This is a genomic window from Bradyrhizobium sp. CAR08 (genome assembly GCF_052871955.1).
The window spans coordinates 38280-63732 of the sequence record NZ_JBIXJX010000002.1 but is presented as its reverse complement, the minus strand read 5'-3'; the positions used below and the strand labels follow the sequence as shown (position 1 = coordinate 63732).

24 protein-coding genes and 3 pseudogenes are annotated in these 25453 nt (G+C 59.1%); 16 read left to right on the top strand and 11 right to left on the bottom strand.

Features of this window, described 5'->3' with window-relative positions:
• The first annotated feature begins 20 nt into the window (after positions 1–20).
• The 8 genes from ACIPUD_RS03930 (at position 21) to ACIPUD_RS03895 (ending at position 7674) form a co-directional block, all read left to right on the top strand.
• A complete protein-coding gene (locus ACIPUD_RS03930) occupies positions 21–1022 on the top strand; it encodes an autoinducer 2 ABC transporter substrate-binding protein (protein ID WP_007608730.1) in 1002 nt (333 codons plus the stop codon).
• 102 nt (positions 1023–1124) lie between these two features.
• Positions 1125–2609 carry a sugar ABC transporter ATP-binding protein gene (locus ACIPUD_RS03925; RefSeq protein WP_026233826.1) on the top strand — a complete coding sequence of 495 codons (1485 nt, stop codon included), beginning with the start codon at positions 1125–1127 and terminating at the stop codon, positions 2607–2609.
• Positions 2602–3606: an ABC transporter permease gene (locus ACIPUD_RS03920; RefSeq protein WP_018459499.1), complete on the top strand. Its 1005-nt coding sequence runs from the start codon at positions 2602–2604 to the stop codon at positions 3604–3606. Before ACIPUD_RS03925 ends, ACIPUD_RS03920 begins: the two co-directional genes overlap by 8 nt.
• Positions 3603–4610 carry an ABC transporter permease gene (locus ACIPUD_RS03915; RefSeq protein WP_018459498.1) on the top strand — a complete coding sequence of 336 codons (1008 nt, stop codon included), beginning with the start codon at positions 3603–3605 and terminating at the stop codon, positions 4608–4610. Before ACIPUD_RS03920 ends, ACIPUD_RS03915 begins: the two co-directional genes overlap by 4 nt.
• A 6-nt stretch (positions 4611–4616) precedes the next feature.
• Positions 4617–6035: a carbohydrate kinase gene (locus tag ACIPUD_RS03910; RefSeq protein ID WP_446480159.1), complete on the top strand. Its 1419-nt coding sequence runs from the start codon at positions 4617–4619 to the stop codon at positions 6033–6035.
• Positions 6032–6745 (top strand): class II aldolase/adducin family protein, encoded by a 714-nt coding sequence (locus ACIPUD_RS03905; RefSeq protein ID WP_026233824.1) that lies wholly within the window; start codon positions 6032–6034, stop codon positions 6743–6745. Before ACIPUD_RS03910 ends, ACIPUD_RS03905 begins: the two co-directional genes overlap by 4 nt.
• A 420-nt stretch (positions 6746–7165) precedes the next feature.
• Complete coding sequence (locus ACIPUD_RS03900; protein WP_247369116.1) at positions 7166–7321, top strand: carbohydrate porin; 156 nt, start codon at positions 7166–7168, stop codon at positions 7319–7321.
• 173 nt (positions 7322–7494) lie between these two features.
• Positions 7495–7674, top strand: a complete 180-nt coding sequence (locus tag ACIPUD_RS03895) for a hypothetical protein (RefSeq protein WP_143275436.1) — start codon at positions 7495–7497, stop codon at positions 7672–7674.
• On the opposite strand, the gene ACIPUD_RS03890 is transcribed toward ACIPUD_RS03895, so the two are convergent.
• From ACIPUD_RS03890 to ACIPUD_RS03880, 3 genes and pseudogenes are all read right to left on the bottom strand, one after another.
• A complete protein-coding gene (locus tag ACIPUD_RS03890) occupies positions 7646–7864 on the bottom strand; it encodes a DUF6894 family protein (RefSeq protein ID WP_377791128.1) in 219 nt (72 codons plus the stop codon). The genes ACIPUD_RS03895 and ACIPUD_RS03890 overlap by 29 nt on opposite strands.
• A 2643-nt stretch (positions 7865–10507) precedes the next feature.
• Positions 10508–11535 (bottom strand): annotated as a pseudogene (locus ACIPUD_RS03885) (IS110 family transposase).
• 80 nt (positions 11536–11615) lie between these two features.
• A pseudogene (locus tag ACIPUD_RS03880) lies at positions 11616–11792 on the bottom strand (IS21-like element helper ATPase IstB); the annotation flags it as partial.
• Positions 11793–12259: 467 nt separating this feature from the next.
• Here ACIPUD_RS03880 and ACIPUD_RS03875 point away from each other — a divergent pair.
• The gene (locus ACIPUD_RS03875; protein WP_085352704.1) at positions 12260–13051 is read left to right on the top strand and encodes a Crp/Fnr family transcriptional regulator; all 792 of its coding nucleotides are present in this window, start codon (positions 12260–12262) and stop codon (positions 13049–13051) included.
• A gap of 279 nt (positions 13052–13330) precedes the next feature.
• On the opposite strand, the gene ACIPUD_RS03870 is transcribed toward ACIPUD_RS03875, so the two are convergent.
• Positions 13331–13813 (bottom strand): phasin family protein, encoded by a 483-nt coding sequence (locus ACIPUD_RS03870; protein WP_085352703.1) that lies wholly within the window; start codon positions 13811–13813, stop codon positions 13331–13333.
• An 860-nt stretch (positions 13814–14673) separates the two neighbouring features.
• Positions 14674–14982 (bottom strand): annotated as a pseudogene (locus ACIPUD_RS03865) (hypothetical protein); the annotation flags it as partial.
• A gap of 240 nt (positions 14983–15222) precedes the next feature.
• On the opposite strand from ACIPUD_RS03865, the gene ACIPUD_RS03860 reads away from it, so the two are divergent.
• The gene (locus ACIPUD_RS03860) at positions 15223–15495 is read left to right on the top strand and encodes a hypothetical protein (protein ID WP_162847239.1); all 273 of its coding nucleotides are present in this window, start codon (positions 15223–15225) and stop codon (positions 15493–15495) included.
• A 12-nt stretch (positions 15496–15507) separates the two neighbouring features.
• Here ACIPUD_RS03860 and ACIPUD_RS03855 read toward each other — a convergent pair whose 3' ends face one another.
• Positions 15508–16254 carry a response regulator transcription factor gene (locus ACIPUD_RS03855; RefSeq protein ID WP_085358734.1) on the bottom strand — a complete coding sequence of 249 codons (747 nt, stop codon included), beginning with the start codon at positions 16252–16254 and terminating at the stop codon, positions 15508–15510.
• A 198-nt stretch (positions 16255–16452) separates the two neighbouring features.
• On the opposite strand from ACIPUD_RS03855, the gene ACIPUD_RS03850 reads away from it, so the two are divergent.
• A complete protein-coding gene (locus ACIPUD_RS03850; protein ID WP_085358732.1) occupies positions 16453–16692 on the top strand; it encodes a hypothetical protein in 240 nt (79 codons plus the stop codon).
• 528 nt (positions 16693–17220) lie between these two features.
• Positions 17221–17562, top strand: a complete 342-nt coding sequence (locus ACIPUD_RS03845) for an H-NS histone family protein (protein ID WP_085358730.1) — start codon at positions 17221–17223, stop codon at positions 17560–17562.
• 59 nt (positions 17563–17621) lie between these two features.
• Here ACIPUD_RS03845 and ACIPUD_RS03840 read toward each other — a convergent pair whose 3' ends face one another.
• The 4 genes from ACIPUD_RS03840 to ACIPUD_RS03825 all read right to left on the bottom strand — a co-directional run bounded on the left by ACIPUD_RS03840 (position 17622) and on the right by ACIPUD_RS03825 (position 20073).
• Entirely contained in the window at positions 17622–17843 is a 222-nt protein-coding gene (locus ACIPUD_RS03840; RefSeq protein ID WP_085358728.1) for a hypothetical protein, read from the bottom strand.
• Between the two features lie 178 nt (positions 17844–18021).
• A complete protein-coding gene (locus tag ACIPUD_RS03835; RefSeq protein ID WP_240543185.1) occupies positions 18022–18561 on the bottom strand; it encodes an acyltransferase in 540 nt (179 codons plus the stop codon).
• A gap of 399 nt (positions 18562–18960) precedes the next feature.
• Positions 18961–19497 (bottom strand): hypothetical protein, encoded by a 537-nt coding sequence (locus tag ACIPUD_RS03830; RefSeq protein ID WP_247821526.1) that lies wholly within the window; start codon positions 19495–19497, stop codon positions 18961–18963.
• A 3-nt stretch (positions 19498–19500) separates the two neighbouring features.
• Positions 19501–20073, bottom strand: coding sequence for a hypothetical protein (locus ACIPUD_RS03825; RefSeq protein WP_143274089.1), 573 nt, complete (start codon positions 20071–20073; stop codon positions 19501–19503).
• 553 nt (positions 20074–20626) lie between these two features.
• Here ACIPUD_RS03825 and ACIPUD_RS03820 point away from each other — a divergent pair.
• The 4 genes from ACIPUD_RS03820 (at position 20627) to ACIPUD_RS03805 (ending at position 23402) form a co-directional block, all read left to right on the top strand.
• On the top strand, positions 20627–21439 hold the full coding sequence (locus ACIPUD_RS03820) for a YqaJ viral recombinase family protein (protein WP_446480158.1): 813 nt from the start codon (positions 20627–20629) through the stop codon (positions 21437–21439).
• Between the two features lie 70 nt (positions 21440–21509).
• The gene (locus tag ACIPUD_RS03815) at positions 21510–21737 is read left to right on the top strand and encodes a hypothetical protein (RefSeq protein ID WP_085358751.1); all 228 of its coding nucleotides are present in this window, start codon (positions 21510–21512) and stop codon (positions 21735–21737) included.
• A 22-nt stretch (positions 21738–21759) separates the two neighbouring features.
• The gene (locus tag ACIPUD_RS03810) at positions 21760–22950 is read left to right on the top strand and encodes an ERF family protein (protein ID WP_247821524.1); all 1191 of its coding nucleotides are present in this window, start codon (positions 21760–21762) and stop codon (positions 22948–22950) included.
• Positions 22947–23402, top strand: a complete 456-nt coding sequence (locus tag ACIPUD_RS03805) for a hypothetical protein (RefSeq protein WP_247821523.1) — start codon at positions 22947–22949, stop codon at positions 23400–23402. Before ACIPUD_RS03810 ends, ACIPUD_RS03805 begins: the two co-directional genes overlap by 4 nt.
• A 258-nt stretch (positions 23403–23660) precedes the next feature.
• Here the strand turns inward: ACIPUD_RS03805 and ACIPUD_RS03800 are convergent, their stop codons facing one another.
• Complete coding sequence (locus ACIPUD_RS03800; RefSeq protein WP_446480157.1) at positions 23661–25388, bottom strand: PQQ-dependent sugar dehydrogenase; 1728 nt, start codon at positions 25386–25388, stop codon at positions 23661–23663.
• Positions 25389–25453 lie beyond the last annotated feature (65 nt).

Sequence of the window (25453 nt, the reverse complement as noted above, 5' to 3'; positions counted from 1 at the left end):
TCGTTTCCTGGGAGGGAACAATGGACAGACGCCAGACGCTCAAGCTGATCGGTGGTACGGCCGCGTTGGCCGGTGCCGGTTTTCCGGGCTTTGCCTTTGCGCAAGCCCAAAAGGAAATGGTCACGGTCGTGAAGATCGCGGGAATTCCGTGGTTCAACGCACTTGAAAAGGGAATCCAGAAGGGTGCGAAGGATTTCAGCATTAATGCCACTATGGTTGGCCCGGCGAACGTCGATCCGGCACAGCAAGTAAAGCTGCTTGAGGATCTGATTGCCAAGAAGGTCAACGTGATCGGCTTGGTGCCGCTTGATGTAAAAGTCTGCGAGCCCGTACTGAAGCGCGCCCAGGCCGCCGGAATCAAGGTCATCACGCATGAGGGTCCGGAACAGGAAGGCCGTGACTGGAATGTGGAATTGATCGACTCCGTTCGGTTCGGCGAGGTGCAGATGGAACGTCTCGCCAAGGACATGGGCGGCGAAGGTGATTATGTGGTTTATGTCGGGACTCTTACGACGCCACTTCACAACAAATGGGCCGATGCCGCGATTGCCTACCAGCAGAAAAATTTTCCAAAAATGAAGCTCGTCGCCGACCGCTTCCCTGGCGCCGACGAGATCGACACCAGCCAGCGCACGACGCTTGACGTGATCAAGGCCTATCCCAACCTGCGTGGTATTCTCGGCTTCGGTTCGAACGGACCAATCGGGGCCGGAAATGCTGTGCGTCAGCAACGTCTTGGCAAGAAGATCGCCGTTGTCGGCACCGTGCTGCCAAGCCAGGCGAAGTCGCTTATCGCGGATGATACGATCCGCGAGGGTTTTCTGTGGAATCCCACCGATGCGGGTTACGCGATGGTCGCGGTGGCCAAACTCGTGCTCGATGGCAAGCCGATCACGGATGGCGTCGATGTACCCGGCCTTGGCAAGGCAGCCGTCGACGTTGCAGGAAAGCAGATCAAGGTGGACAAGATCATGCGCATCAACAAGGAAACCATCGACGGTCTGATCGCCGGAGGGCTCTAGGCCGGACCGGTTTAGTCGCCTCGTCGCGCTGCATTCCCGGCCCTTCCGGTCGGGAATGCGGGACCACTCGAGTGATCGCACGACTCCATTGCAGGCGAACCTTTGGTGACTTTCCTGGAAATGTCCGGCATATCGAAGCGCTTCGGCGGCGTGCACGCGCTCCGCGACGTCGATCTCACTCTGGAAGTCGGCGAGGTGCATTGCCTGGTCGGTGAAAACGGCTCCGGCAAGTCCACCCTGATCAAGATCATTTCGGGCGTCGAGGCAGCGGAGCCTGGCGGCCGTATCGCAATTTCCGGCAAGGAATATCCTAAACTGAACCCGGTCTACTCCACGCATTGCGGCATTCAGGTCATCTACCAGGATCTTTCGCTATTCCCCAACCTCACCGTCGCCGAGAATATCGCGATGGCGCACCATCTTGGCGGCCTCCATTCGGTGAACTGGGCCTCAATGCGCGCCACCGCGAAGGCCACAATGGCAAAGATCGGCGTTGCGTTCGACCCGGACGCGAAAGTGTCAGAGCTCAGCATTGCCGGACGCCAGCTGGTCGCGATCTGCCGCGCCTTGGCTGCGGATGCCAAACTCCTGATTATGGATGAGCCGACGGCATCGTTGACCCGCCACGAGGTGAACGCCCTGATCGCGCTCGTAAGCGAGCTGAAGCGTGCCGGCATCTGCGTCGTTTTCGTCAGCCACCGTCTCGATGAGGTGCTTGAAATCGCCCAGCGCGTAACGGTGCTGCGGGATGGCGCCAAAGTCGGTACTTTTGCCGCAGACACAATCGATGGGCGGAAACTCAGCCAGCTGATGACTGGCAAGTCCTTCGAGTATCAGATACAGGCGCCTGAGCTTGCCGCTGGCCCGGTTGTGCTGGAAGTTAAGGGCCTGGGCCGCGAGGGCGAGTATGAGGATGTAAGCTTGCAGTTGCGCGCGGGCGAAGTAGTGGGTCTCACCGGTCTGCTCGGCTCAGGGCGAACCGAATTGGCGCTATCCCTGTTCGGCATGAAGCCGCCCGATCGCGGCACTATCGCACTTGACGGGCGGCCCATCGCCCTCCGTACAAATGCAGAGGCGATCGATCGAGGGATCGCCTACGTATCCGAAGATAGGCTTACGCTTGGTCTCATCCTGAATCAGTCCGTCACGGCGAACGTCACGCTTACGGTGCTGGATCGTCTGGCTGGCGCGTTCGGCCTGATTGCCGCACGCGCGCGACAGACCCATGTCGCTCGGTGGGTTGCTGAACTCGGGATCAAGGTCTCCAATCCCGCCAACCCGGTGAAGACGCTCTCCGGGGGCAACCAGCAGCGGGTCGTGCTCGCCAAATGGATGGCGACCAATCCGCGGGTGCTTATCCTCGATAGCCCCACGGTGGGCGTCGACATCAGCGCCAAGGACGGCATTTACGAAATCATCCGGCGGTTGGCCCGCGACGGCGTCGCGGTCTTGATGATATCGGACGAAATCCCCGAGGTCCTTTATCATAGTCATCGCGTCTTGGTGATGCGGGAAGGTCGTTTGACAACCGACGTGCCTGCCGCAGCCACTTCCGAAGATGCGCTTCGGCAGGCCGTCAATGCCTGAATCGCACATGGCATCATTCGGCAGGTTTCGTCGCAGCCATGAGTTCTGGCTGCTGATAGTCATCCTTGGGCTCTGCGCCAGCTTGGGCTTCGCGAACGCCCAATTCCTGACCATGCAGAATCTGTTTGATCTGCTGACCTCCTATGCATTTGTCGGCATCCTAGCGCTCGGGCTGCTGGTCGTCCTGATCGCCGGCGGAATCGACATCTCATTCACCGCGACCGCGTCGGTGGCGCAATATGTCACACTTTCGCTTGCCAATGCTTACGGGGCGAACTGGATCGGCGTCTTCGCCATCGCGATTGGAATTGGCGGTGCGCTCGGTGCCCTCAACGCGATTTTCATCCAGAAACTTCGAATACCATCGATCATCGTTTCGGTCGCGACGCTGAACATCTTCTATGGGCTTCTGATCTTCTTCACCGGCGGCAAATACATCTATTCGTTGCCCGACTGGTTTGCGACCGGAATATTCTGGTTCGAGTTCGAATGGGGCAAGGATAGCTCGTACGGTGTCAATCTGCAGATCCTCGCGCTCGTGCTGGCATTTCTCGTCACCTGGCTCCTGCTTAACCGAACCAATATCGGCCGGCAAATCTATGCCATGGGAGGCAATACCGACGCCGCACAGCGGCTCGGCTTCCACATTTTCGGCCTCAATATACTGGTCTATTGCTACATGGGTGTCATGGCCGGAATCGCCTCCCTGATTCAGGCACAACTCGCGCAGTCCGTTGCCCCGACGGTGCTGGTGGGCAAGGAACTCGATGTGGTCGCTGCCGTCGTGCTCGGCGGCGCCAGCCTGATGGGCGGCGTCGGCACGGTCTTCGGCACGTTTTTGGGCCTGACACTGCTCGCGGTACTCCAAAATGGAATCATTTTGCTGGGCGTTTCGTCCTACTGGTCGCCGTTCTTCGTCGGCTTGGTTATTCTCATTTCGGTCTCTGCGACCGCCTGGTCGCAGCGCGAGCGGCGAACCCGGAGCGCGCCCCGATGAGCAACGCCCCTGCCCTCTCGCTTCGCCGGCGCATGGTCGGTCTCGCCAGCAGCGGCACAGTCGCCACCCTCATCCTGCTGTTGTTCGCACTCTGGGTCGTGTTCGCGATCACGATCGGCGATCGGTTCTTCTCGGTCAACACGCTGCAATCCATGGCTTTCCAGATGCCCGAACTTGGCATCCTCTCACTGGCGATGATGCTGGCCCTGCTATCTGGTGGACTCAACCTTTCCATCATCGCAACCGCCAATCTGTCCGGACTGACCATCGCCTTCCTGCTGACGCGCTACATCCCGGGGAGCCAGGGCCTTGCCTGGGTCGGCATTCAGGTCTTTGCGATCGCTGCAGGATTTGCAGTGGCTGCATTGGTCGGCCTCCTCAATGGTTTTGTCATCGCCTATCTCGGCGTTTCGCCGATCCTGGCCACGCTCGGCACGATGACGCTCTGCAAGGGTCTCGCGATCGGCCTGTCGCGCGGTAACGTCATCTCCGGATTCCCGGAGCCGATTGTGTTTATCGGCAACGGAACGGTTTTCGGGGTACCCTTTGCTCTGATCGTACTTGCGTTCTGCGCCTTGCCCGTCGCGCTCATGCTGAACGCGACGCCGTTCGGTGCAAAGGTTTACATGATCGGCTCGAACGAGAAGGCGACCCGTTACTCCGGCGTCAATACCCGCGCCGTCCTCCTCAAACTCTATGTATTTTCCAGCTTGCTCGCGGGCGTGGCGGCGGTCGTCATGTTGGCACGTTTCAATTCGGCCAACGCGGCATACGGCGAGAGCTATCTGCTGGTCACCATTCTCGCGGCCGTGCTCGGCGGCATCGATCCGTTTGGCGGCTTCGGCAAAGTCGGCGGGCTATTGCTTGCGTTGATCATCCTTCAGGTGATCTCCTCGGCATTCAACCTTCTGAACCTCAGCCAATTCCTCACGCTAGCGATCTGGGGTGGAATCTTGATTGCCGTCGCGGCGGTTCCTCATGTCGCCGGCAAAGCGCCGCGGTAGCCGGCGATGATGCGCTCGATCGTCTCGAACCCTATTGCAGTTCTCGACATCGGCAAGACCAATCTCAAACTGGTCGTGGCGAGCGACGACGGCTGGCCGCTCGAAACACATGGGCTTCCAAATGTGCCTATGGCTCAGGGGTCGTACCTCGCCTATGACCTTGCCGGGTTAGAAGAGTGGTTTCTCGATACCCTTGCCGACGTGTCTCAACGCCATGCCATTGGCGCCGTGATCGTGGCTGCGCATGGATGCGGCGCGGTTCTCGTCGACGGTGATACGCCAGTGCTGCCGATGATGGACTATGATGCCGTCTCTCCGCCCGCAATCGATGAAGCATATGCCCGGATCGCGCCTGGTTACGATGAGGTGTTTTGCGGAATCGGAGGGGCGATGCGGCTCGGAAAACAGCTGCTTTGGCAGGAAAGCGCGTATCCCGTCGAATTCGCTCGCGCAAAAGCCTATCTGACCACCGCGCAGTTTTTCGCCCTGCGGCTTGGTGGACGTGCGGCCAGCGAAATCTCGCAGCTCGCGGCTCAGAGCCATATCTGGGACCTCATCCACCGTCAGCCTTCTTCTCTTATGCGTAAGCGCGGTTGGAGCCATCTGTTGCCCGAATGCGTACCCGCCGGTGAGGTGCTAGGGACGGTTTCGGAATCTGTAACCAGGCGCACTGGCCTGGCGCAATCGACCGAGATCCTCTGCGGCGTGCATGATTCCAACGCCAACCTGTTTCGCTACAAGGCCGCCGGCATGGCCGATGCCTCGATCCTATCGACCGGTACTTGGATGATCGGCTTTCAGCGCGGCCTCCCCCTGGACAAACTCGATTGCGCGCGCGCGATGGTTCTCAATATCGATGTCGATGGGGAGAATGCACCTTCGACGTTGATCGCGGCCGGCCGCGAATACGACCTCATCCGCGGGGAACATTTTACTTCTGATGCAGCCGTCCTTGCCGCATTGCCCACCCTGCTGTCGGGAGGAACCCTGGCGCTCCCCTCATTCGTCGGCGATGATGGATTGTTTCCGGGCGCTGCTCGCCGCGGACGGGTCATCGGGCCGCCCCCCGAAACGCCTGCCGAATGGCAGGCATTGGCGGTGCTCTACGCAGCGTTCAGCGCAAACCGCTGCCTTGATGCGCTCGAGAGCTCAAAACGCATAGTCATCGATGGTGGCTTTGCCGCAAACCTGCCCTTCGCCCGTTGTCTTGCGACTTTGCGATCCTCGCAGAGTGTCTGGGTGAGTCGATCTCCCGACGGAACGGCGCTTGGCGCTGCGCTGCTGTGGCGGCGATTCTCGCGTACGCTGCCGGTTTCAAGCGTGATCCTTGAAGCCGTCACATCACTCAGCAACGATAGGTTCGAACCGCGCGACCTTTCCACCGCTTACCAGTCCTGGATCGCTTTCTCGGAGCCCGCTTCATGACAGACCGTAATCATGCCGATCTCCGCCAAGGCATTGTCGATACCTGCAGGGAGATGAATCGAAACGGTCTCAATCAGGGCACATCCGGCAATCTTTCGCACCGGATTCCAAACGGCATGCTAATCACGCCTACCAGTCTGCCCTATGATCGGATGCAGCCAGAGGACATTGTCGCGATGGATTTTGCCGCGAACTACCAGGGCAACCATCGGCCTTCATCCGAATGGCGCTTTCATCGCGATATTCTGCGAGCACGCGAAGACGTCAACGTCGTGCTGCATACGCATTCCACCTTCAGCACGATTCTCGCCGTTCACGAACGTGATATTCCCTGCTTCCACTATATGGTCGCAGTTGCGGGTGGCAACGATGTCCGGTGTACGCCATATGCTTGTTTCGGCACGCAGGCACTATCGGACTACGCCCTCAAGGCCCTCGAAGATCGCGACGCTTGCCTCCTTGGCCATCATGGCTTGATCGTGACGGCCCAGACCTTTGAAAAGGCGCTTTGGCTCGCCTTGGAGGTGGAGACGCTGGCGAAGATGTATGTCCATGCGTTGGCTATCGGCGAGCCGCCGCGCCTCAGCGACGCTGAAATGGCGCAGGTACATGAGCAGATGAAACGCATGGGATACGGCCAGGCGCCTGACCTTGACGATGTCGGCGATGTTCCGCGCGCCTTACTGGACTCGAAACGGACAGCACATTGATGGTGGATTTCACGGACAGCTGCCACCGAGTTCGGTCAGCACCGGCCCACGCGAATGTTGCAACAGTCGCAAAGGTGTCAACGGACGTTGGCTAGGGTGCTTTCAAGCTGAGAGTGGCGGAAGAGTGAGGCCGCCCACCACCGATTCTACACGCAAGCAAGAGCAACGGGCTTTGGACTCAAAGCACAGCAGGCCACCTGGATCTCCGGAGAGAGCAATGGCGATGAGCGAAAGAGGTTACCGTAAATCATAAACCAGCGTCTACGTTTGAAGAAACGTTAGCAGCTTTGAGCAGCTTTCGCGAGAACTGTAGTCGCACGACTCCACCGTCCTCAAGAAATATGAGGCAGCGACGACCGCGCATCGACATATTCGGCAGAGTTTCCGGCGCCCCTGCCGACCGCAACCTGATCGACCTTTATGCCGACGCCGGCCTGGAGTTCATCAGCGACAAAACGTCCCGATGACAAGCTTGGGATCGCGTTTGGTTATGCGCATATCTCGAAACGCGCCCAGCAGCTCGACAGCGATTACCGAACTTTCGTGGCATCCACTGACTACAACGCGCGTTCGTAATCCGGAAACTACGCGGGGCATGTCCTGGCCGCTAAGATCGCCCCGTGTTTTTCCTGTGGAATGGGTCCATGTCGGGCGGAGGGGCCCATTCTATGTCGCCGAAGGCTTTTCTCGCAGCCGGACTCGTTTTCCGGTAAGCCTGAACGAGATCACTTTTTCTGACGCTAGTTTTCTTGCTGGTCTACTTCAAGGCCATGAACTCGCTGCTCGACCTGTCACGCTTGGTCCAGGTCGTCGCGCCGCCCATCCTGGTCTTGGTCTGCGACCGCTTCTTCACCGCGCCTTTGCGCGTTGTCGCCGACCGGTTTGTCGGCAGCCACGGAGTCATCCTCCTATGTTGGTGTGGTGATTGATCACTGGAATGATGGTAACTTGCCGGCTGGCCTCGTCCTCAATTGCGATGCGGCGCGGGTCGTGCACGCGGGGGGCAGACGCAATCTCGCTGGCGGTGGTCCTGGCTTTGGCCAGGGCATCTTCATCGTCACGGCAGTCCAATCCCGATGGATCCTTCAATGCCGTCCCGTCCGGCCGCCAACCCAGCACGCTTCAGCTTGACGAGCTGCTGAAACCTCTGCTGGCGGCGTGGAATGAGCAGCGCTCCACGCTGCGTAGTCCGAGATAACCGACCCGCAAACGGATCCGCTGTCTTAAGCATGACGAACGCCCGGGCCTTCGTTTTCTATTGCGCGCAATGAAGGCTCACTAGCTCACGTTAGCAACGGGTCACAAGCCGCCGACGCTGGCCCCTGGCTGCAAACTTCCGGTCTGCCCTTGTGAACCGACATGCAGCGACACCGCGTAAGGAAGCGATGGGCCAAAAGCTGGCCTCGCGCCAATTGCTCAATTTCTCCGAATTGGTCGAATGAATCTTTAGCGAGGCGAGGCTAATTGCGAGAATGGTAGTCAACCCGGGAGCGAACGATGAGATGGCTCAGGTGGCAGCTCGCGCGCAGTGACGTCTTCGTCGTCCTCTTTGCCGTTGTTCTGATATGTGTCTGTGCTGTCGTTCTTGTTCGATATCCGTCCGTTCATCAGGCATCTGGCTTCGGCCCAGATTGGGATTGCAAGAGCGTCCCCAACAGTGAGCCAGTTTGCATCAAGAAAACTAGCCATTAGCTTGACGACTGCTGTGGGTCACCGCAATCACCCCGAAGCAATTCATGGCTAAAAGGAGGACATTCCCGGCGATGTCGAGCACAACGGTTATCCCGTGCTGTGGCATGGAGTAGGTCCCCAGCACGTGTTCGTAAAGACGAACGCTCGAAGCTTTTGCAATGGGTCAAAATGCGAAGAACTCAAGTTGAACAACCTAGTCTGCTGTGGCGCGATGAGCGGACCTCCTCCGAACGAGGCGCAACTTGATGGGCCACAAGGGGGTGCAGTCCACTCCCCTCAGGTGCGCGGACCCGGCGCTCCAGGTCATCAGTAGGCAGGGTGGCTATGTTGAGCAGCCTATGTCGGAGATTTAGTTCGCACTCAGGGACGAGTGCGCCATGTTCCGTGGCTAAGTGACGACTTTGAGCGATGGTTTCGTTGGCTCGCTCGAGCCGGCGGCGTGTCTCGGTGCTGAATTCTTCGGCCATTTTGCGCTCCTAACATGCAGGCGGGAGCGCGGAATTGTCTCTCAGCCACCGGCGCCTACGGTTAGACCCTCGGCCGGCGATGCGTATCAACGTGCGGAGCCGCTTATCATTGCTGGCGCTTCCCTGGCTCTCGTCCAAGGCGCGGTAAGCCAGCGCTTGGAGAGGTTTAGGAGGAAGCCCACCATCCGTCGGGGAATGGCTCCAGCAAAGTCCGATTGACTTGGTTGTCGTTGTCAGGGGCTGATAGCGCCTGCACTCCAGCTTGGTGGCGCGCGGCGACGGAAGCGGACAGACAGGGCGCCTGGTTCACGAGTTCGAAGGCGGCGCGAAGCAGGACGTGTCAAGCGTAATGGAGGCACACCGCGGGCGCTTCGCTCTGCTTCTTCGACTAGACCTCGAATATATTCCAATTCTGAGAGCTGAGAGGTGAGTTCGCTAAGTCGTTGGGCATAAAGGATTGCACGAGAGCTTCGCATGAATGTTCTCCCCTGCGCAAAAAAATATCGGGAAAAACCAGCAAATCAATTTAACTATGTTAACGGGCTCGGTCACGAAAGTGCGCCCATAAGTTGCTCCAAGGCTATTCGAGGCTTCGCTACTCCCTCAGGGCAGCGCGATGCGCTGGAGTCCGCTTTGGGGCCACTAGCGGACCTGCACCGCAGCAACTTTCAGCTTCGCGTGTTCACACGGAAAACAATGCAGCACGACGGGATGGGACCGAACGCTGTCTGGGACCGACCATAACCCGATAACCTCGTCGCGCCCCGAAGTAGGCACGAGGCTGAATGTATGTCGATCACATTTTTAAACGAATTAAATCATATATTTGAAATCGACAGCTATCGTCACGAGAGAAGGTTCTAGCCCGGATTGATCGAATTCGGGGCCAAATGCAGTACCGTGCCTAGTCCGCAACGTCTCTAAAACGGGGGGCGTCTCTCAACGTGAGCAGCCCATTCGGCATTCCGGACTTTTTCACGCGGGTTTTGACGTTGGAAGGTCGATGGCGTCCAGCTCGGATCATCGGGCGCAAAGACGTGCAGATTGCCTCGCGTTCGAGAGAGTCCTCCGAAACCCGAGCGCCGCAAAGGCTCGCCCGATCAAAGCTCCCGGTGCACTGCGGGATGATCCGGTTCTTGACCTCTTCACCCAGTGCTTTTGCCGCCCTTCCGGTATGGCCGATCGCGTGCTTAGAAGGCCCGAGCGCCTTGAACATTCTTCTGGAGGAGATCGGCCCTTTAATTGCGGTTTGTTGTCAAGTTACCATTCTTCCTCTCTCCAGTGACACGCCCGTAGCGATTGCTCCGTCGGAGCTGGTCAGGTTGCGGAGACGGAGCGATCGCGGATGGCGAGACGATTGCCTAGCGGGATTGGCAATCGACATCGTTGGCGGCTTCAGCGAGTTGGGTTGATGTCGTAGATGGGGTCATGGTCCTTTCCGAGGTCGCGAGCGCCTCATGATGATGTCCGGATCGGGCGCCTCAACGTCTGCAGCGGAGTGCGGGCGAACCGCCACCAGCCGATTGACCGAGGTCACCACAACCACCGTCCCAGCGGGACATCGCCAGTCCGGCGGACCGGACCAGGAACTTGCGAGCAAATATTAGATTGGCTTCGGCTGGACCCAGTCGAACGATGTGCCATCGACCCAGATGCAGTGGAGAATCACGGCGATCTTTCGGGCAATTGCGACCTTTGCCTTCTTCATGCCGATCCGGTTGGCGAGCTTCATGCCTCAGGCCTTTAGAGAAGACCACTTTTTGGTTCGAGAAAGAAGGACAGTGGCGGCCTCGAACAAGTAAGTTCGGAGAAGCCGGTCGCCCCGTCGAGATATCTTTCCGTTGGTGTCGGTTTCGCCGGATTGGCTACGTCGCGGCGCAAGGCCGAGGTAAGCGCCGACTGTCGACGCCGATCGGAAGCGCGAGGGATCATCGATCGTGTGGCGGAACGTTAGGGCCGTGACGACGCCGACACCCGGGACCGGCATCAGTCGCCGCGTCGTCTCGTCCAGCTTCGCCAACTGGCGGACCTCGTTGTCGAACTTTTCCTGTTCTCGACAGATGTTCTCATGGATCGAGAGCAGCGGCGATATCACGTTGAGGAGTAAATGATCAGCGCCTAAGAATTCGCTGACCTGGTTGCGGAACTGTTGGCCGATCGCGCGAGGGAATAGTAATCCAGATTCTTTGATCAAGCCACGAATCTGGTTCTCAATGTCTCGGCGCATCGACACTAGCCGAGATCTGGCGACAAGGATCGCTCGGATCTTTTGGCTTTCCTCACTTTTGACCTTGACCTCTCGATACCATCCCACTCGCACCAGTTCTGCAAGGCCTCGCGCATCATTCTGACCGCTCTTGTTCATACGGACCGACAAAGCTGCGTGCGCATGCCGAGCGTCGATGCAGACCACCGGAAGCTCAACCCTGCGGAGTTCATGCCATAGCCAACTCGCCATCGCACCCGTCTCGAAGCCGATACGCTCGGATTGAGGCGCATGTTGCGAAGCAGGTCGGTCAAGGCACCAGGATTAGACTTGGCTTTTCCTTCGAAGATTACTTGGCCAGTCTCGTTGACAACGCATACGGCGGTTTCTCTCTGTGAGACGTCCAACCCGACGTACTGCTTCATGGGAGCTCCTTCGAATCAGGTGATTGCGAGGGCTCGACGATAATGCGGCTTGCATGCCACGAGCGCCGACCGCAATTACGTCATCGTTGCAAATTTGCCCCCTCATCGGCGTCCAATTTTGACCCCTTTGCGCGGCGGGGTTTGCTGGTAGCGCTCGTCTCGTCGGAGCTGGCCGGGATAGCGGAGGCGAGACGAGCGCGGGTCGCGTGATCGTCGTCTCGGCTTTTGAACCGCCAGCTATCGTTGCCGGTCTCGACGTGAAAAGCCGTTTTAATTCGGTCTTCTCAAACCGTGGATCGGCCTAAGGCTTTGCGAGGTGCGGTGGGCGGGGCCCAAACCTGGGACCCGCCTGATTAAGAGTTTAGCCACGAGTTAAGAACGTTCAATGATTAGGCAGTCGCCGCCTGAGCATATTCGGCCGAAAATTGGCATCCGTCCCACAGGCATAGAGCGTCCGCTCCGAGGACACTCTTCCGGTTCCCGAGAAGGCGGACGAGCGATAGGCTCGGCCGACATCAACTGCAATGCCCGCGAGCCTGCCGGTCTCCAGTTGGCGCCAATCGCAGGATCTCGCGGGATCGTGCGTGGCGGTGCCGTCGCACACGCACGACTCCCAATTGGAACCATATCTCCGGTGACCGATTGGATCGCTGTTGAGTAGTGCAGACCAGCTGGCACCAGCCGGCACGAGACCTAGCGCCGGACATCGGTGGGGACGAATCCCATGATGGACCACGCGACCAGAGTTGGTAATCGATTGTTAGCAGCCTTGCCGCCGGCCGATTTCGCTTTGCTTGCGCCTCACCTGCGGAAAGTCGTGCTCGAGCGCGACGCCGTACTGGTCCGATCGGGAGATCGGATCGAGCACCTTCTCTTCCCCTGTGGCGGCGCGATTGCCTTCATCGTGGACTTGCCGAACGGGCAGACTGCCGCCACAGCGGTGATCGGTCGTGAAGGTGCGATCGGTCTAACGTTGGCGCTTGGCACATCCCACTCATCTGTGACGGTAGTCGTCCGCGTACCAGGGCCCGTGCTGCAGATTCCGGCGGCGCAATTTTTGTCAGCTCTGGGGCGCAGCCCCGCCATCGCATCCATGGCGCAGATTTTCACGAGATCGCTGCTGACGCAGGTTCAGCACGTCGCGGCTTGCAATGCACTGCATTCCGTCGAAGCCCGGATGGCCTGCTGGCTGCTTCAAATTCACGACCGGGCGAATAGCAGCAATCCCCTCCCTTTGACACAGGAGACTATGTCGGAGCTACTGGGGGTCCGGCGCACCACGGTCACGCATGTTGTGAGGGCATTGCGCGCGTCTCGAGCCTTGAAATCCAACCGCCGCGGTCAGCTCGAGATTGACCGGCCGCGGCTCGAAGCCGTGGCATGCGAGTGCTACAAGGTGATGAGCCGCAGAATCGATCGGATCGTTTCGCGTGGCGCAGCAGGACTTATTCACGCCGCGCCGGCGCGAGACGCCTGCCAGCCGCCCGGCAACCGACTATCCAGGGCAGGCTCGTAGACCCAGGGCTCTCGCGCGAACCACTCGTGTGTAGCCGCGCAGACCCGGCAATAGGTGCGCGAAAGAATACCGCGCTGCAACGAAACCTTTCGCGATCGGTTTCGATACCCGTCGAAATGGCGTCGCCCGTTTCCGGGCATTTGATCATCACCACACCCATCTTGATCTCCTGCAACCTGTTGCGCGGTCAGGGCACGCTGCCCCGCCATCGACTGGACCGAGCGTCCCCTCGTCGCGGAGATGTCCGTCCAGTCGAACCGTGCGGCCGGTAGCCTCGGTTCAGACGGTCTTGTGAAACACCCTATTGAAGCTGGTCTTGATGGGCTCGGTCGTCTCGATCGCAACTTTCTGCGCGAGCTCCCAGAGCTCCCGATTCTGTGCGGAGACGACTTCGAAAGCCTCGCGGCTTCGGGCGGTCGAAAGATGCACGATATCCAGCAGCGACCTGGTCTCAGCGAGCCGGGATAAAAACTCCAGGGTGGCCCTGGTATTGTCTTTGGAAATCTCGATGACCTTGGCACCGTAATCGACGGCCCCTCTGGCGTTCATTGAGCAGGCTTCACGGAGAATGTCGCTGATCTCCTCGGAAGTCGCTTTCATGCTCGCGATATTTTTCTTGGTCTGTGCGGCGCCCTGCTCGGCGAATCCACGGAAGAGTTCCTGGAAATTCAAAAGCGGCAAATCGATCCTTGGTTTTGCACCATTCGTATTCTCATTCACCGGATCGGCCTGCGTTTCGACTTTCACATTGGCATCATTCACGAGCTTTCATCCTTTCAAGCGAAACTAGTTAATGGATTGAAGACCCCCGCTCCCGGCACGTACTGCGCCAGAAAACCAGCGCCCCTGTTCTCGGCGTGACCGGAGGCTGCTGCGGATGAACCGCTCGCCCCCTGCCGAAGCCAAATATGATCGATTAAATTCGAAACATCCGTTCGCTTTCGGACTCTCGCTGAAATAATTTGATGGGTTGCGACAAGGCGGAGCTTTAGATCTGCGACGTTGCAGCGACCGCTCCGTTGCACTCTGAGCTTGCTCGTCGTTTGAGATAGCCGCACTGGCGCCGCTCGCGCTGATGGTTCTCTTCTCGATCCACCCGGTCCCTGAGACTCTCAAGTTCTGCGAGTTGAGAGGCAAGGGCTTCGAGACGCTGGCGAAGAACAGCGGCAGGGTTGTCCACTCGAGCGCAGATTTTCATGTGAGTTCTCCTAGCAATATGTCCGCGAGAATTCCGCCAGCTTTGACTTGGGCAAAAATATGCAATCAAAGGAAAACGCGACTAATTCGGCATGCTGCGTTGCCGATGACGATGCGGCGGCGCGTTAAAAAAGTACTCATGTGCCCCGGCGCGCGGCACGCTCCATTGGGTCTGGCTGCTCAGCTTGCAACAACAGCGGATCGAACCGTTGTTAAGGCTCGGAGCGGGTTGCGCTCGAAAGTCGAGTGGCGGCTCGCTCGCACTCGGGCTTGTGCCTCCGCTCGTCGTCTTCTTCATCTGCACAATCGACCCCTCCATATGCGGCCGGATTTCCGGAGTTCCCTCCCGTCGCGAAAGGTCCTTCGCCACCGGTCGCTCCGCCGGATCCGCCGCCACCGCCGGATGGCCCTCCGGCAGCAGATGCCCCACCACGCCGCCCCCCAGGTCCGCCACCGCCTCCAGGTGCCCCGCCTCCAGATGCCCCGCCTCCAGATGCCCCGCCGCCAGAGGACCCCGACGCTGCAGAGGACGGGCGATCATTGTCGAGGAACGACTGGCCCTTGTCGTCGCCATGCGTTGCTCCGTTCTGTCCGCCTGAACGTGCGATGGCTGTCGAGGTCAGCGAGGTCGACAGCAGCAGCGTCATGACGGGGGGTGTCACGGCCGCGAATCTTCCGCAGGTTTTCAGGAACGCCCGCCGGTCGTCATCTTCATTGCCACTTTGGCTCACGATGCGCTCCCCTTGATTTAAATTTACTTTATTGGTATTATATATTAAATAGACTTTCAACCAAAATTTTGTTTGAAAAATGGAGATTGCGAGGCGTGCGCCGCCGGCAGACTGCCAGCATTTCCATGGCCTTTCGGGCTTGCTAGCCCGTTGCCGGAGCCCCAATCGAGAGTATCAAATTAATATTTAATATGCATATATCTGATTAGCTGGGTCAAGAGCAGCGCACGACGGATGATTGCCATGCCACTGCAATTTCACCGGCCAATCGAAAACATGGAGATCTGGAGCGCGAGCGGCGATGGCTTCTCGTTTGTGATCAGCCTGGAGAGCCCTACCGGTCCAGGCTTTCACGGACGCTTCGGGTACCTGGCGAGTTGGCGACCACTCTACGAGAACAACGGCGCGATCAAGATCAGCGGGTCGCCCTTCCGAACATTGGCTGAGGCCGAAGGAGCCTGCCGCAACATGGCCGAGCATCTGCGCGCCGCAACCGATGCTCACCGCCCAGCATGATGCGATGTCCAGCTAACGCGTACGTTCCGGAAGGACATTGCTACGCTTGACGTCCTCGTCGTTTCGAACCGACGAATCCTGCTGTAGTAGGCCGGAAGGGGCGAGTTCACGTGCGGCCGCATGTTGCCCGTTTTGCGAAATTGCAAATGCCGCGAGAACTGTTCGATTGCTGATATCGAGCTTCTGGAAGATGTGGTGAAGGTGGACTTTGATCGTACCATCGGTAATGTTCAGGAAACGCCCAATCTCCTTGTTCGACAGCCCCTCCGATACAAGTCTCATGATCTGCCGTTCCCGGTCGGTCAGCTGCGTCGGAGCCTTTTCCTCACCGATGTGAGACTCCCCACGGACCTCGCCCCCTGTGCACGGCGACCGCGATGCCGGCCCCTGGCGTTCCGCAACCTTCCTCAGGGTCGCGACCAGCATCTCCGGCTCAGCATCCCTCGTGAGGACGAGGCAGGCGCGGCCCGCGGCCAGCGTCTGCGACCTTTGATCGCCGGCCTTCTCAGCGAAGAAAATGACCCGGGTACCTTGGCCAGCGGTGTTTGCGATAGCCAGAATGTCAGGTCGACTGATACTGGGCATTGCAATATCGACCAGTGCAATGTCGGGCACCAAAAGTCGGATGGCCCCAATGCAGCTTGCAGTATCGCCGCAGGCGGCCACGATCGCGAAATCGCGCTGCGCCGCAAGGACGCTGCTGATCCCCTGCAAGACGATCGGGTGCCGATCCGCGATGACGACTCTGATGCGGCGCATGCTTCCCCTGCCTATTCCTGATACCCCGCGCGGCAGTTTTTATTCCTGCATTCACCTCAAGACGCGCGGGAAGCACAACAATCCGTTCTGCCAAAATGCCGCACTGTCAATTCGTCACGGCGATCGGCAACGCATGATGGCCACACCACTGTAACTCGCTTTGAGAATGCGTGCAGCACCGTAGGATTGCGGTCCTCCATGGAAAATCCGAAGCAGTCGATTCATCTACAAAACAGCGCCTTCTCTCCTGGCTATGATCTGCAAAACTCTCCCGCAGATCTGGCGGTCCAGTATGTGGCTGCCTGTCAGGATTGGTTAACCGCCATCAAGCTCATCACCGACCACTTATTACGAACGATATATAGTCACATTCACGATTCAAATCTAACATTCGACAAACTTGACCGGAGCGAGGCAGCTGAAAGCCTCGCCCCATAACACGAAGAGGAGGCTCAAAAAGTAATACTATTCATCCAACATCAATATGAGGAGTGGAAATTTTCCAACCATTAATCAGACGTCGCGAACGATAACGGCTCTGCTTCGGCAGTAGCACCGATGAAAACCTGGTCAGCAAAGTTCGGGCGACATTTTCGCTAACCCGGCAAACTTCAATCTGCGGTCACGGGACATCGCTGGTAATGAGTAGGTGGTCATATGTATTCTTCGGCTGTTTTGCGGCAAACGCATGAATCTCTGATCGTTCAATTCACCGAATTGCAGAATTTACGTAGTCGCGTGTCGATGGCCGAGCAGCGCTTGCTCGGCCCGATGCGAAGGGTCCGCCGGCGGAGACCGGCTGGGAGGCGACCGGCCGGTCGAAGGCACAGGCCCGGCTGGTAGCGCCAAGAAGTACCGCACTGCACACTAGAGTTCTGTGCGCGGGCCGATCAGGCTTGCCCGACGGGGCTTCGACCTGATAAGCCCCCCTCCTATTTCAAATCGGAAGTAGTGGGGACGGCTTCCATGGGGAACGAAGAGTGGGCATCCGCGACCACAGCTGAGCTGTGGCGGCTTTACGATGAAGTGACGACTGTTCTTAGTCGGAGAATGATTGCGGAAAAAGCCAAGCTCGAAGAGCGGCTTCGCAGGATCGAGGGAACTTCCGGGGCCCCCAACGGGGAACGTGCGCGCCGCCCCTACCCGCCCGTGCTGCCGAAGTATCAAAATCCGAAAAACCCGTCCGAGACCTGGTCCGGTCGTGGCAAGCAACCCCGCTGGCTGAAGGCGCAGCTCCGAGCCGGCAAGAAGCTGAACGATTTGTTGATCAACCGTTCATCCAGCCACAAGCGCCGCCGCACCGGTTGAGCCCCGCGACGGTCGCGACGCCGTAGACACTGCTATGGCGCGGCTGTCCACAGCAACATCTAGCGATCGCGATCCTCTTTATTGTTCGGACTGCCGTCACCGCCGCCGTTGCCGTAGCCATTGTTGCCATGAACAATATGACCGCCTGAACTGGCTATCGCGGTTGACGTAAGAGAGGTGGACAGCAACAGCGTCATGGCAGGAGGGGTGACGGCGGCAAATTTTCCGCAGCTCTTCAAGAACTCACGACGATCTTCGCCGTCGGTATCGAGATGGGTCATGGGATCATCCTGCAACAGCCAGCCCTCAATTAAATGGTACGTCAAACTAGCGGAAGAGCAACTTAAATTTGTTAATGCAGTAATTTATTCCTCAGCTTGCCCGTTGATATTTGCCATTAGATCGGTGGAGACCGGAGTTGCGGCGAAAATGGAAACTTGGGCCGGCCGCGGATTGCATTTATTTCGACGTTGAGGGCCGCTGAAGGCGCGCAGGACAGCCAAACGCCTTCGCACCTGTAGGAATATCCCTGTTGACCAGTGAATTTGCACCTACGATCGCGCGGTCGCCGATCGTTACACCCATTTGGATCACGGAATTAGGGCCCACATATACTCCATTGCCGATCCAGGTGGGTGCGTAATCGATCGGGTCCCTGCCGAGCGAAATAGAACGATTTACGGTGTTATGTGTGTAGATCTGGACGCCAGCGGAGATGGAGCACCAGTCCCCTATCTGCAAATCTCCCCCCGAGCCATCCAGGATACATCCTGGTCCAATCCAGGTATTTCGTCCGACATTGACAGATCCCAGCACGAGCACGTTGTCGTACATCGTGGTCCCCTCGCCGAAGCCATATGCTGCGGCGTTTTCGTCGCGTTCGGTGAGAAGGTCTCCGATCGGGACCCTCCGGTCGAACTGCTCCCTCTTGCGAATTGCGAGAGCCCGCAAGAACTCGCGCGCAAATGCGAGCCATTGATCCAGGCGGTCATCGGACATTCTGGGATCGTGCTGTGAATGCATAATTGGCTCATAACAGCAATGACCAACTAGAGGACAACAAAGCCTCCGATACAAGTGTAAAGTGGCGGCAATGGTGCTTGGGGAACGCTCCTTGGCGCAGCCGGCCGGTATCGCCCCCACCCAGTTGAACAGCTCCGCAACCCCGGGACCGGCTTTTCCCTGGCCGGCACGCCCACTCGATTGATGGAGACCGTGCCGTAGCGGCAAATGGATGGCCCTCTTTGTGGGGTGGCCCTGCCTCCCGCGAGCGTTTCGAAGCGACACCCCACGCAGGGGGCGCGCATTCGGAAGATGAAAGGATAGAGGACGCCATGAATTTGGAAACCTGCTTTGATTCTCCTCAACAAAATTGGCTTCGTTCTGCAGAAATTCGCGCTACCTTGTCTTGCCTGGACGGAGCAACGCGCGAAAGGCCCGGTCGCGGCGCGCCAGCGCACGCGACTCGTATCGGTCGAGCTTGGCAAGCTCGGGTAGGGCACGACGGATGGCTTCCGTGCATCGATCCCGCCCTGGCGGCGGCATTGTCTCGGAGGGCAGATTCAGCGGCTTTTCACCGCAGCTGCCGAGCCATACTCTCATCTCACGCATAAAAACGACGTCGGAAACATCCTGCGGCGATCCCGTCGCGTAAGTACGCTCGAGCCAGGCAATGCGCCATAGCTTGACCCGCACCAAGATAAATTCAGCATGCGCGGCGTCAAGCGCATGCTGGAGCAGCATCGGATCGGCGGCTTCGTTGGCGAATTGCCGCGCGAGCTCGTTGATCTCCGCTAGCGCGTCGCAACTGAATACCGCGGCCAGGCCATGCCGGCTGGCGTTTTTTCGCGTCCGCCATGTGCCTGCAGCACTCCGCGGCCCGGTGCTCTTGCGGGCGTTGAGGCGGTTGGCGGCGATTTGCCCTGCGCTCGCCATCTTCTATTCAGCCCTTTCAGAACGGCGGCCCTCCGCTTCGTTTTCGGCAATGATTCGGTTTGAGACTTCCCTCGCCCTCCTCGCGAGCGGCGCTTCACTTTCCGAGAGGAGACGCAACGCTTTGTTGCGTCGCTTCAGCGCCGATGTCAGCAGACTGTCCAACACTTCGAGATCCGGAAAAACCATTCTGATCGCTTCGGCCTCAATGGCGGTCTCGTTAAGGCTAAACGGCTCGAGCCGCTTGGCTACTTCCTGCTTGCCTGCCCTGGTGCCGAACCACCCATCGGCAAGATGCAGAGCGATTAGCTCATCAACATCCGCAACGTGCTGCAGCAGATTCGAAAGCGCGTTGCGGTACTGAGACTGGATCAAAGCTGTTCGAGTGCGCTGGTACCGAACGATCTCCCATGTCGCCTGGATCACGTCCATGACCCAACTTTCTCGGATCGGGTCATCAGGCTTGATGTACTCGATCATAGCGATCGCGAGCGCGTCGAACTCCTCCTGCGATTCACTGGTGAGCACCGGCCGTGCAGAAAGCAGCTGAAGACAACTAAAGTTTGATCGCGCGGTCATTTTCCCTGCCTCTCGCATAAGAGATTGCATTCGTCCGACCTTGATGTCTGACGAGCTGCTTCCCGGAAAAACACCGCCACTGGGAAAACGCTAATCCGAATCGTGGAAGTTCGCGTCACCACAAGGCTGACAGGCCGGGGGTTAAAACAGGCCTAACGAGTTCTTCGATTCTCGCTGCGCGAGCTATGCAGCGACCCCATGCTTCGGGCTCGAGGCCGAGATGCTTATCCGCACGCGCTAGTTGACAGCGAAGGCCCATTCGAATGTCTGAGCTATGAGCGTGGTCTTTCGCTGGCTCCTTTCCGGAGGCGGGCTCCGGGACCTCCGCCATTCTCGTCGATGAACTCGACGCCGGCGGACTCGAGAGCTTGTCGAAGGGCCTGCTCGTTCGCAGCGGTGACCGGGATCTCTCCGTCAATGACCTCTACCCGGCGGATAGTCGCTACGCCGACCTTTGAGGCCTTAGCCAAGTCGGGCGCACTCCACCTCAGTAAGGCACGAGCAGCGCGGAGCTGAGCACTAGAAAGTCCCATGCACGCCCTTGACTTTTCAGATGGATTTTCCGCCAAAACGAATACCTGATTCAGTGACTCGCCGCTCGTTCATCGGCGGGTCGGATGCCCGCATAATCATGGGCAGCGACGCGGGGGCGCTCCTCCGGCTCTGGCAGGAAAAACGTGGCGAGGTCGAGCCTGCGGACCTGTCGGGCGATATGATCGTCCAGCTCGGCACCGCGACGGAGCACCTCAACCGCGCCTGGTACGAGCGCCAAACCGGCCACGCGATCGAGCACATTCAACGGCGGGTTTTCCACCCCGTGCACAAGTGGATGGCCGCGACTCTCGATGGGCGGGTACACCAAACTGCCGCGGTGTTTGAGGCCAAGTTCATGCTGCCCTGGAATTTTTCCGAGGAGGCGGCGGCCGACAAGCACATGGCCCAGCTGCAGCACAACATGTGGGTTGTCGCCGCAGGCACCGCGGTGCTGTCGATCATCACCGGTGGTGGCCGGTGGGTCGAAATCAAGATCCATGCCGATCCGCTTTATCAACACCTGCTGCTCACCGCCGAGAAGAAATTCTGGCGCGGTGTGCAAAATGGCGAGGCGCCGCAGCTGTTTGGAGTCGAACCGCCCCGGCCGCGGCTGGCGGCGGTGCGTGTGGTCGATATGACAGGATCGAACGCCTGGGCTGAATTTGCGGCGCTCTATCGCAAATCCAACGCCGTAGCGCGCGAGCATGAGCGGGCGAAAACAGAGCTCAAGGCGCTGGTGCCGGAAGACGCAAAGGAGGCCAGCGGCCACGGCTTGCGCGCCAAGCGCTCGAAGGCGGGCGCGATCAGCTTCGACATGGTCGACGCCGCATAATCCGTCCGCCAAGCTCAGCCCCGGCTGCCGCTTGTCCCAGCTCGAGCCACCCGCTTCGGAGCCTCTGCCGATGCTGCCGCCCTTTGACTTCATCCACCTCGATCCCTCCTGTGATCCGCCGCATTCGTACCAAGCGGCATTCGAATTGTTCGCTGAACTGTGGGCTAAACTGCGCGGCTTTGAGGCGAGTTCCGCCCAAGACTACGTCCTTCTCGCCGTGATCCGTCACCTGGAGAACCAGCTGGTCATCGCCGGACTCATGCTGGCCACCCAGCTCGACCTCCTGAATGACAGATAACCCTCAAGCAGTGGAGATAGCCATGCAGCGCTGCAGCGGGACCATCAGCCAGATCGCCGGCGCGCTGGCCAAGGCGCAGGCCGAACTGGAAAACCCGGAAAAGTTATTAACCGCGACCATCGTGTCGCTGTTCCCGCGCGAGGAAAACCGCACCTTCCGCTATGCCTCGCTTGCCAGCGGGCTTGAGATCGTGCGCAAGTGCCTCACCAGATACGAGATCGCGACCGTGCAGGCCACCGCGATCGATGCCGACACCGGGCTGATCAGGCTCTCGACCACCCTGCTCCACACCTCGGGCGAATGGATTGCCTCTGATTGGCCGGTATGCCCGGTCGCCGACACCGCCGCACCGCACCGAATGGGCGCGGCGCTGACCTATGCGCGGCGCTATGCGCTGTTCACGCTGGTCGGCATTGCCGGCGAAGACGATCTGGACGCCCCCGATGCGTTAGCCGGCCCGCCCGCTGCGGCGTCGCAACCAGCCGTTGGCGCGATAGCCAAGCCCGCCAAGGGCGTGCTCAACCGCGCGCCGGTGCTGGGGCCGCCAAGGTCCGCCGAGCTCCGCGAGCAGCTGTTGCGCCAGCTCGCAGAGCTGTCTGGCAGCACTGACCTGCTTGCCTGGGCCAAGGCCAGCCTTCCTCTCAAGAACAGCCTGCTGGAGGCTGACGCCCGCTTGGTCGAGGCCGCCTATCAGAGCAAGCTCGAGGACGCCATCCCTCCCGCAGCCAGCAGGGTCGAACAAGCGCACGCGTTAGATCGCGAGCCAAGCCTGGCAGAAGAACCGCTGCCGGCAGCAGTTGCGGGCACCGAGACCACGCCGCAGCCGGCCCTGCCAGCGGCGCCCGAAACGGGGCTCGCTCATCCCAAAGAGCCTCCCCGCAAGCGCAGCAAGGCCCACCTGCTGTTCGTCCGCAAGCAGCCCTGCCTCGTCTGCCAGCGAGCCCCGTGCGATGCCCACCATCTGAAATTCGCCCAACCTAGGGCGCTCGGCCGCAAGGTCAGTGACGAGTTCACCGTCCCCCTGTGTCGCACCCATCACCAGGAGCTGCACCGGCATGGCAACGAACGGGCCTGGTGGGCCAATATGCAGATCGCGCCGCTGCCGGTGGCGCAGGACTTGTGGGTGGCGAGCCCAGTCCACAGCCCGTCCAGTGCCGCCGTCCTGAGCGCGGCCGTGCCCTCACGCACCGGGGAGGAGGCCTCGCCGCTATGAACGGCGCCTTCCAAACGGCGCGCCCGCGCTGCCGGCGGAGTTCAGTCGCCGAACTCTCCTGGGAGATTCAGCGCTACCGCGTACTGCGCCACAAGCTTCTTGAGACTTATAGCCAAAAGGCGATTGAGGCCACGCTCCGCCGCATCGGCATGGTAGTGATCGCCTCGGAGTTCGAAGACAAGGCCGTGTACTACACGCTGCAAAACGCGCTGAGCTGGCGGATCGATCCAATCGCTACGTTCGAGATCAACGCGCGTCTTGCGTCCTATGGATTCGATGCGACGCCATCAACACGGAAGTCTACGCGCAGGCGCGCGAGCTCTTGGTCCTGTTCGACGGCTTACTCAATGCCGCGCAGACAAAAGCGCATGTTGCTGCTCCACGAGATCCGGAAACTCGTAAGCGGGCCCATGCGTCGAGGGGCGTCGCCATGCCGCTCACGGAGCGCTTGAAGTCGGGCACAATTAGCTCCGGCTTGTGGCCATCGAATAGGCCGTCACACGATCAAGACAATCCATCTTGCCGCAACGTACGGCCGATTTTCTGTGTCCACCCGCGCACACATCCACACATCTTGCGTTAGAGTCCACGATGGCACAGGCGGATTTGTTCTGGACCAAAGATCTTCTCGTTAAAGACTAACGTTGGGGCGAATATCGGACACAGCTCACAGGCATGGCAAAATTACAAAGCCGGCACGACGTACTCCGTCAAAGCGTACGTAGATAACTGAGGATGGCTCGGCGTTCTGTCGCGCTGACATCACCGGGGAAATCCATTCTCGTTCCAGGACAGAAGACGCTTGGTGCTTTGAGGAACTCGTTAAGGCGCTCTTCGGTCCATGTGCCCCCTACCCGGCGCAAACTCGATGAATAATCCGGATAGCTCGTGACCGACGCGACTTGACGACCAACAATGCCGACTAAATCTGGTCCGATCCGATTGCCAATCATCAAGTTCGGCTGATGGCAGCCGCTACACTTCTCCGCGAAAAGAGTTTCACCCGTGGCACCTTCCTTGGGACGAAGGGAGATCAATTTCTGTTCATCCGTCCATAGCAAGAGACTGCCATCATTGCCCTCGATGAGGTCGCGGATGCGACTCCCGATCGCGATCGGCTCGAGGTATTTGACCTGACCGTCCCGCACACGCGCGCGAAACAGCGTCGCCGCCTTGAGTGTGGCGATCAGGAGATCACCTTGCCACTGCGCAAACAATCCACGCTCCACCCCGACTAAATTAGAAACTGCGATCGAGGGGACCCAAGCGAACACTGGAGCTTCATAGCCCTTCTGCTCCGCAACAGGTTTATTCAGCGGCCACGAGAACGAACCATAGTCTGTTCCATAGGTCGCAAATGGCCAACCATAATTGGCGCCCCGGACCAGCTGATTGAGTTCGTCGCCGCCCTGCGGGCCATGCTCGGTCGACCAAATCGTTCCAGACCGATCGATATAGAGGCCTTCCGCATTTCGGTGACCAATCGTAAAAATTTGAGTGTTTCCATCCGTAATGTTAATGGCCAGTGTTTTGCCGTACGAGGCTGCCGGGTCCTGTGCATAGGCGTGAACCGAGGCAGCCCCGTCGAAGCCAAAATCACCGACGGTCAACAGCAGCGTTTCCGGATTTAAGAGAGCCATCCGGCCCCCACCAAAATAACCGACAAAAGGAATCCCGCGGCGGCGGTGTTCGCCGCGCGTTGGCAGGCAAGGTGAGGTCTCATATAGGGTTCTCCATCCGGAGACAGATTCCCCGCCAAGTAATGCCGCGCGGTTCGCCTCGAGGACGGAGATGCGTTCGGTCCAACATTCCTGACCAACATGCCAGTAAGCGTGCGAGACGAAAATGCGTGTACTGGCGCTGACCTCCTGAACCAGCAGGTCATACGTTCGGAACCACTCAGGATTAAGAACCTCGTGTCCGGCCTCTCTGCTCTGGGTCTCTTGAGGCACCCAGTCGGAGCGGTCTGCCCATGGACGGCCTGCAGCCGCGGAAAACGCCTCGCCGTTGATCGGTACCAGATACGGCAGCGTGTGGACGGTCATGTGGTCGACCGCTTCCCAGGAGAAGACATGGAGATGGCCGTCTCCGCTCACGAGAAGATAACGATCGCCGATCCGGGCCAGTGCTCCGCCGCGCACCGCAGATCTTGGAAACGCGTTCGAATAAGTATGAACGTCCAAATTGTAGAACTCAGTCTTGATCAAGGTATTACTGTGCACTGCTACCTGGGGTGTAACCCGCAATGCGAACGACCCCGCGGCCGCCGCTGCCAGCAGCCCGCCAAGCGCCAGAGCTTGGTGCAGCGCCGCAGTTCCTACGAAGTACGGGGCGGGGACGAGCACCAGGGCAGATGTGAAAATCCCGAGGGTGATGGCGCGGGAGTAATCGGTTCTGGTGAGGACAAACCCCAAGAAGACCACACCAAAAATCGCCATTGTGGACGCGATTGTCCCACCCAATCCCCGCCCCGGTGATGAGGGCCTAATCAAGAGAGTACATG